Source organism: Trinickia sp., assembly GCF_035492435.1.
Lineage (GTDB): Bacteria > Pseudomonadota > Gammaproteobacteria > Burkholderiales > Burkholderiaceae > Trinickia.
Genome location: NZ_DATJJF010000189.1, coordinates 1 through 7,604, shown reverse-complemented (window position 1 = coordinate 7,604; position 7,604 = coordinate 1). Strand labels below are relative to the sequence as shown.

The window sequence follows — 7,604 nt, the reverse complement described above, 5'->3', positions numbered from 1 at the left end:
GTCCTTGTCATCGAGTGGAAGCGACAGCAAGTCGTAGTGGACAACTGGCAGGACGCTACCGGAGGGTGCAACGAAAGCGTGCTGTCGCAGCGTTTTTCGGACGAACGGAACGACAAGCGCCCTCGATTGGCAAATTCGCGCCCGCTCGCTTAGCGGCGTCCTTGATGTCGGCAAGTGACACGCAACGATCAAGGCGAGTGTCCCGATCAAACGGAAATCTTTCTTCGCGTTTTCCTTGCGGGCGACAGCCCATGCAACCGGCGACACATTGTGATGAAGGGACACCGCAAATAACCAAAAATTCGCCTTCTTATACAAAGCTTCGCGTCACCACGGTAGTCTGGCTCGAGAAGACTTACATTTGCCCTCGTTCGATAGCGTCTCTGAGAGCCAATTATGCAGCCGGTCCTAATCAGCCCTATACCCCATCCTTCACTCCCCGAGTCCGACGGGCGCGGCAAATTGGACGGCAATAGCCCGAAAGGAAATAGCCGCAGCACTACCGCACAACAGTCACCGGAATTACTCAATGGCTTGGATTCACGACCGAAAAGGGATGCGAATTCACCGTCCGTCCGGCCTATGGGATCCACGTCGGCGGCTCAACCGCTCTCCCAGCGACCGTTACGACGATCAGGTGCCATTAAATATTCCGGCAACTCGTCAGCTCCTTCGCCCAGCGTCTCTCGGTCTGTAAGACCCGCGAAGTCCAACGGAGAGGCTGCGGTGGATTCACACTCGAGCGATCTCAGCGCGATTATCGGCAATATGTTTGAAGCCCCGATTTGGACGTCCCCCAAAGTGTCCTTGTCCTACACGCCGCCCGGCCCTTCAAAACCGGACGACGCGCTCTCGCTTGCGTTGCAGGCGACAGCATCGCCGCTCGGACATCCCAGTCCCAAAGACAGATTTACCGACTTTTTTAGCAGCCAAAAGTCAAACATCGGCAGCAGTTTCAAAGAGATTTTTGGCAAGTTCTCATCAAAAATACGGGAGGGTGGAACAGCGATGCTTCCGAAGCCCGGCCTTCGAGACATAATTACCAACTTCGGTAGCGCCGTGTCGTCAAAAACCAAAATCAGCATCGAACAGGCTAGGGATTCTGGGAAATCAATTCTCCCAGACGAGAAGATGGAGAAAGAGTGGATAAATCGCTCGATCCGATCGGGTCTTGATGCAGTTGACCAATTAAGACAAAGTGGCCCAAATAGTCTTAATTCATACATTATTATACTAAGAGAGAATGACGAACCGAGTCTCAGAAATGCAGCGACAGGCAATGGCTCATTTCGCAGATTTGCTACAGCGCCGAGAGCTTGCTCAATCAATTTGAGTCAATGGCAAAAAGGCGTTAAAACCTTGCCAAAGACGGCACAGGAAGCCGTTCACGACCTCCAGAAGTTCTACGAGAACAACAAAGATCTGATAGCACTCGGAGACGCTGCAAGGTTTAACAACTTCAAACCAACAGCAGATGACGTAAATAAGATCAAAAAACAAATACGTGAAGGCGTTTCGCTAATGCTTAATTTAAAAATGGCGATGAAACCGGAACAACTCCCCATGGAAAGAGAAGCAGAATAAACAGCAGATCATTGTGCTGTTTGCTTGTCAACGACAGCAATCCATCCCGCTGTGGTGAGCATCGCAAGCCATCCGAGCAGGAAATACGGGGAAAGTTGAGCGCTTGACGACCTCGCGGCGGCGGCAAAATCCATCTCCCGCCACGCCCAGCCTCATCCATCCACACAAGAAAATTCCACCCCCATGCGCCCCACACCCGCCGCCTGCATATCCTTCCACGCCCGCTCAAGCGACCCGTCAAGGTCGATGGCCCGGCAGGCATCGTCGACGACGACTGCATCGAGCCCAGCCGCACGTGCATCGAGCGCCGTCCACGCAACGCAATAGTCGGTCGCAAGTCCGCAGCACCACACGCGTCGAACCCCCGACTCGCGCAGGTAGCCGGCCAAGCCCGTCGATGTCTTCCGGTCCGCTTCGACAAACGCGGAGTAGCTGTCGATGTCGCGTCGATGCCCTTTGCGTATCAGCAGCCTCGCGCGGTTGACCTCAAGATCGGCATGCAACGCGGCCCCTGCTGAGCCTTGCACGCAATGCAGCGGCCACAGCACCTGCTCGCCGTAGGGCAGCGCGAGCGTCTCGAAAGGCTGGCGTCCCGCGTGGTTGGCGGCGAAGGACACATGGTCGGCGGGATGCCAATCCTGCGTGAGCACGACATGCTCGAAGCCGGCCATGAGCCGATTGACGACGGGCACCACCTCGTCGCCGCGCGTGACGGGCAGCGCGCCGCCCGGCATGAAGTCGTATTGCACGTCAATGACGAGCAGCGCCTCACTCGGTCCCTTCATCGTGTCACCTCTCATTAGCCGTTCCCGGCGTCGCCATCAGGACAGCACGCAGACATCGCGTCGAGCAGCGTGGTAAAGCCGTCATCTTGTGATTGCGATGAGCCCGCTCAGCCGAAAATCCGGACCCGTCAAATAAACAAAAACAACGTCGATATCGGACATCTTCCTCGCAATGTCTTCAGCCCGTATTCTCGCGCCCTCGCCGACGAGTGCATAGGTGTGCGGCGCCCCGGCACGCAAAGCCCCGCGAGCGCGGTTCGACAGCGCGAGACTGCAGCCGGCGACGCGTTCCGAACGGGCCGCTTACAATGTCGGGTAACCCAGAGGCCACCCAACATGTCGCTTTCCCCAAGCATCGCCGAGCCCATCGAGGCAACGGCGTCACTCGCCGCGGCGCTCGGCGCCGAGCGTGCCGCTTCGTTCGCAAGCCTCGGCAGCGCCTTTTATACGCGCCTGCCTGCGTCGCCGCTGCGCGATCCGTACCTTGTCGGTTTTTCGTCCGATGCGGCGGCCCTGCTCGGACTCGATGCGTCGATCACCGACAACGCCGGCTTTGCCGCCTTCTTCTCCGGTAATCCAACTCGGGAATGGCCCGAACAAGCGCTGCCGTATGCGTCCGTTTATTCCGGTCACCAATTCGGCGTCTGGGCCGGCCAGCTCGGCGACGGCCGCGCACTGTCGCTCGGCGAGCTCGAGCATGACGGCGCGCGCCATGAACTCCAGCTCAAGGGCAGCGGCCGCACGCCTTACTCGCGCATGGGCGATGGCCGCGCCGTGCTGCGCTCGTCGATTCGCGAGTTCCTCTGCTCAGAGGCGATGCACCACCTCGGCATCCCGACAACGCGTGCATTGTGCGTAATCGGGTCCGACGAATCCGTGCGCAGGGAGGAGATGGAGACCGCGGCAGTGGTGACGCGCATTTCGCCGAGCTTCGTGCGCTTCGGTCACTTCGAGCACTTTTATTCGGCCGATCGCATCGACGAGCTGCGAGCGCTGGCCGATCATGTCATCGAGCGGTTTTATCCAACGTGCCGCGAGGCAAAGGATCCGTACCTTGCCCTGCTCGACGCCGTGGCGGTCCGCACAGCTGAGCTCGTGGCACAGTGGCAGACTGTTGGCTTCTGTCATGGCGTCATGAATACGGACAACATGTCGATCCTCGGTCTTACGATCGACTACGGCCCGTTCGGCTTCATCGACGGCTTCGATGCCCTGCACGTCTGCAACCACTCCGACACGCATGGCCGCTACGCTTATCGGATGCAACCGCAAATCGCTTACTGGAACTGCTTTTGCCTGGCGCAGAGCCTTTTGCCACTCATCGGCGCGCAACACGACGAAGCGGTGCGTTCTGAGCGATCCGTCGCCGAGGCACAGCAGGCGCTCGAAAGCTTCAAGAGGCATTTTGCGCCAGCGCTCGCACGGCGGCTGCGCGACAAGCTGGGCCTCGCGCAGGAGCAGCCCGGTGACGACGCACTCGCCAATCGTCTGCTGGAACTCATGCATGCCAATCGTGCCGACTTTACGCTGACGTTTCGCCGTCTTGCCGACGTGTCGAAGCACGATGCGAGCGAGGACGCGCCGGTGCGAGACTTGTTCCTCGATCGCGACGCATTTGACCGCTGGGCCGTCGACTACCGCGCTCGGCTTGCCGCAGATCCTCGCGACGATGCCGCCCGGCGTGAGGCGATGAACCAAGTCAATCCGAAATACGTGCTGCGCAACCATCTTGCGGAGACGGCGATCCAACGGGCGAAGGAGAAGGACTTCTCGGAGCTCGAGCGGCTCGCGGCCGTGCTGCGCCGTCCGTTCGACGAGCAGCCCGAATTCGAATCTTATGCGGCCCTGCCGCCCGACTGGGCGAGCACGCTATCGGTAAGCTGCTCGTCTTGAGCCGCGACCGTCAGCCCCGCCTTCCATAACCGGCGCCTTTGCGTACACGGGCGCCTCTGACTTCAGAGAGATCCTCATGACTGACCGCACCGACCCGCAGGCCGTGCCCGACACGAGCGAAGCACCTCGCGATACCTATCCGGTTAGCAAATCCGACGAAGCGTGGCGTAGCGAATTGTCCGACATGCAGTACGAGGTGACGCGCCAAGCCTCAACCGAATACCCGTTTACCGGCCGCTACTGGAACCACTGGGAGCGCGGCGTCTACGACTGCGTTTGTTGCGGTACGCCGCTCTTCGAATCATCGACGAAGTTTGACGCCGGCTGCGGCTGGCCCAGCTATTTCCAGCCGCTCAACGGCGAAGTCATCGAAGAAAAGACGGACCGTTCGCACGGCATGCTTCGCATCGAAGTGCGATGCAAGCAATGCGGCGCGCATCTCGGCCACGTCTTTGAGGATGGTCCGGCCCCGACAGGGCTACGCTACTGCATCAATTCGGCTGCGTTACAATTCGAGCCCAAGTAGCGCGCACCCCGCCGCCCCTGGGAGGCAGGGGCGCGCCTCCCAAGCCACGCGCCCCCGGCGCGTCGAATCGGACGTAGTGCTCGCGCGCAGGTGACGTTCAGCGCGAGCCCCGTCCTGAATCATTGCGATGCTTCGGCTTTTTTATTCATGAAATTTCTCTTCGATCTTTTCCCGATCGTTCTGTTTTTTGTCGCTTTCAAGCTCTGGGGCATCTTCACCGCCACCGCAGTCGCGATCGTCGCCACGCTACTCCAAGTCGCTTGGATGGCCTTTCGCCATCGCAAGGTCGACACAATGCTGTGGGTCAGCCTCGTCGTCATCGTCGTCTTCGGCGGTGCAACGCTCCTGCTCCACAACGAAAAATTCATTCAATGGAAACCGACGGCGCTTTATTGGCTCTTTACGGTCGGGCTATTCGTTGCGCGTTATGGGTTCCGCAAGAACGTGATCGAAACCATGATGGGCAAGCAGCTGACGCTGCCGCATGCAATCTGGGATAGGCTCAACATCGCATGGGCTCTTTTTTTCTTCGCGCTGGGCATCGCAAACTTATATGTCGTCGGTAACTTTACCGAAGCGCAATGGGTGAATTTCAAACTTTTTGGGACGACGGGAGCCATGGTTGTTTTCATCGTCGCCCAAAGTCTCTGGCTCTCGAAGTATATGAAGGAGGATTGAGCCAATGAACGGGCTTTCTGCAACGGAATTCCTGAACGCAACGCCGGCCGAGCGCATCGCGTTCATTGAGGGTCGGCTTGACGCGGCGCTTGCGCCCTCTAAAACCATCGTGCGCGACGATAGCGCGTTGCACGCGGGCCATGCCGGTGCGGCCGCCGGAGGGCATTATTCGGTAACGATCGTATCCACGGCCTTCGTCGCCAAGGCACGTCTCGCCCGGCATCGCCTGGTGTATGATGCGCTGGCCGATGTGATGAAACGCGGCATACACGCTTTGGCGATCACGGCATATACGCCTGAAGAGTTTTCCGGGTTACCGGATTTGCCGCCTTCGACGCCTTCCATATAGATTGAAAGCCCTCGGACCGCGTGCAATCGAACGCCAAGGGCGACATTTTGTTCAACGAATCTTTGCCGCTAGGAACGTTAGGAAACTTCCGATGACTTATAACAAAACGCGTCTTTGGGTACTGCTCGCCGCATTCGCAGCCGCGCCCGCCTTTGCGCAGAACATCGCTGTGGTGAACGGTACGGCCATTCCCAAGTCCCGAGCCGATGCACTCGTTGCTCAACTCGTGAAGCAAGGTCAGGCCGACACCCCGCAGCTGCAGCAAGCCGTGCGCGACGAGCTGATCAATCGCGAAATTCTGATGCAAGAGGCGGTGCGCGAAAACATTCCGGCGCGCCCGGACGTGAAGGCACAAGTGGCCGTCGCCGAGCAAACGGTCGTCCTGCGTGCGCTCATCGAGGAGTACCTCTCAAAGAACAAGCCGACTGATGCTGAAGTCAAGGCGCGTTATGACCAGCTCGTGAAGCAAGCGGGCGGCAACGAGCTGCACCTGCACCATATCCTCGTCGACAACGAGCAGCAGGCGAACGACTTGATCGCGAAGATCAAGGCTGGCGCGAAGTTCGAAGATCTCGCCAAGCAGTACTCGAAAGACCCGGGTTCGGCTAAAAATGGCGGTGACCTCGACTGGTCGAACCCCAGCGCTTACGTGCCTGAGTTCGGCAAGGCAGCCGAGCAGCTGAAGAAGGGCCAAATGACGCAGACGCCTGTCCACACGCAGTTCGGCTGGCACATCATCCGTCTCGACGACACGCGCCCGATCACGCCGCCGCCGTTGGATCAAGTCAAACCGCAAATCGTTCAGCAATTGCAGCAGGAAAAGCTCCAGGCGTTCGAGCAGAGCCTGAAGGCTAAAGCCAAGATTCAGTAACGCGACATTTGCGCCAATACAAAAATGCCGCGCTTGCGCGGCATTTTTTTGACAGGCAACGCGAGCGTATACCCATGCGTTGTTGCTGAAAGGCGCGACTCAAAGATGGTGGGGCCACTCGGTCCGCCATTCGATGAATGGCAGACCGCTTGGGTACCATCCTTGCTGTTCAGCTTCGCCAGCCTCTAAAGCTGTAGCGTTGAACAAGGCGTTTGCCGGCAGCTTTAACACCTGGCTGAGGCCCGTCGTAGTCAACGCAAGGCTCTAGCTATTGGCCGATTGCCGAGGCAGAGCGATTGCAATGTCTGCATCGCAGGACAAATCGAAGTCGACCCGATGCAGATCGTGGTCATTCTAGAGGCCCGCAGACGACAGCCGGCCTGATCAAACTGCTAGGTTCGCTCAATCCAACACCGGCCTTGGGCGGCGTTGTCATCCTGTTATACCTAGGCGCTACTGCCAGGCATTACAACAGGAACCCCTTAATTTGGAGCGAGCCATCCTCTTGCAGCTTGCCATAGACGTAAATCGCGGATTTGTTCGGCGTAGACAAAAGCGCAAGCAGGTATTTTTCCTCTACCGAACCTGAAATCGGCTTCGCGAATGTCTGACGGTGCTCGGCGCCCTTTAAATACACGCTAACGGTGAAATCTTGCGATTCTCCGTCGAGAAACACAGCAAGGTAATCGGGACGCAACCAGGTACCCTCCTCCCCCTCTTTTTTGAATGAAGCAAGGTAATCGGGGGTAGCCTGCTGTGGGTACGCCGAACCAGGATGTAGGTACGCCGAACCAGGGTGCAGGTATGCCGCGCCAGGATGCAGGTACGCCGAACCAGGATGCAGGTATGCCGCGCCAGGATGCAGGTACGCCGAACCGGGATGCAGGTATGCCGCGCCAGGGTGCAGGTACGCCGAAC

Annotated in this window: 8 protein-coding genes; 6 read left to right on the top strand and 2 right to left on the bottom strand. The window is 58.6% G+C overall.

The window, feature by feature from the left end:
- Positions 1 to 726: 726 nt before the first annotated feature.
- Positions 727 to 1,584 carry a hypothetical protein gene (locus VL598_RS13735; protein ID WP_325327279.1) on the top strand — a complete coding sequence of 286 codons (858 nt, stop codon included), beginning with the start codon at positions 727 to 729 and terminating at the stop codon, positions 1,582 to 1,584.
- 152 nt (positions 1,585 to 1,736) lie between these two features.
- On the opposite strand, the gene pncA is transcribed toward VL598_RS13735, so the two are convergent.
- Positions 1,737 to 2,369 (bottom strand): bifunctional nicotinamidase/pyrazinamidase, encoded by a 633-nt coding sequence (gene pncA, locus VL598_RS13730; RefSeq protein ID WP_325327278.1) that lies wholly within the window; start codon positions 2,367 to 2,369, stop codon positions 1,737 to 1,739.
- 336 nt (positions 2,370 to 2,705) lie between these two features.
- Between pncA and VL598_RS13725 the strand changes: the two genes are divergently transcribed.
- The 5 genes from VL598_RS13725 (at position 2,706) to VL598_RS13705 (ending at position 6,686) form a co-directional block, all read left to right on the top strand.
- Entirely contained in the window at positions 2,706 to 4,262 is a 1,557-nt protein-coding gene (locus VL598_RS13725) for a protein adenylyltransferase SelO (RefSeq protein ID WP_325327277.1), read from the top strand.
- Between the two features lie 76 nt (positions 4,263 to 4,338).
- Positions 4,339 to 4,788, top strand: a complete 450-nt coding sequence (gene msrB / locus VL598_RS13720) for a peptide-methionine (R)-S-oxide reductase MsrB (RefSeq protein WP_325327276.1) — start codon at positions 4,339 to 4,341, stop codon at positions 4,786 to 4,788.
- 147 nt (positions 4,789 to 4,935) lie between these two features.
- Complete coding sequence (locus VL598_RS13715) at positions 4,936 to 5,466, top strand: septation protein A (protein WP_325327275.1); 531 nt, start codon at positions 4,936 to 4,938, stop codon at positions 5,464 to 5,466.
- A 4-nt stretch (positions 5,467 to 5,470) separates the two neighbouring features.
- Positions 5,471 to 5,815 (top strand): BolA family protein, encoded by a 345-nt coding sequence (locus VL598_RS13710; protein ID WP_325327274.1) that lies wholly within the window; start codon positions 5,471 to 5,473, stop codon positions 5,813 to 5,815.
- A 91-nt stretch (positions 5,816 to 5,906) separates the two neighbouring features.
- Positions 5,907 to 6,686 (top strand): peptidylprolyl isomerase, encoded by a 780-nt coding sequence (locus VL598_RS13705; protein ID WP_325327273.1) that lies wholly within the window; start codon positions 5,907 to 5,909, stop codon positions 6,684 to 6,686.
- Between the two features lie 466 nt (positions 6,687 to 7,152).
- Here VL598_RS13705 and VL598_RS13700 read toward each other — a convergent pair.
- The coding region (locus VL598_RS13700) for a hypothetical protein (RefSeq protein WP_325327272.1) at positions 7,153 to 7,604 on the bottom strand (452 nt) is incomplete at its 5' end.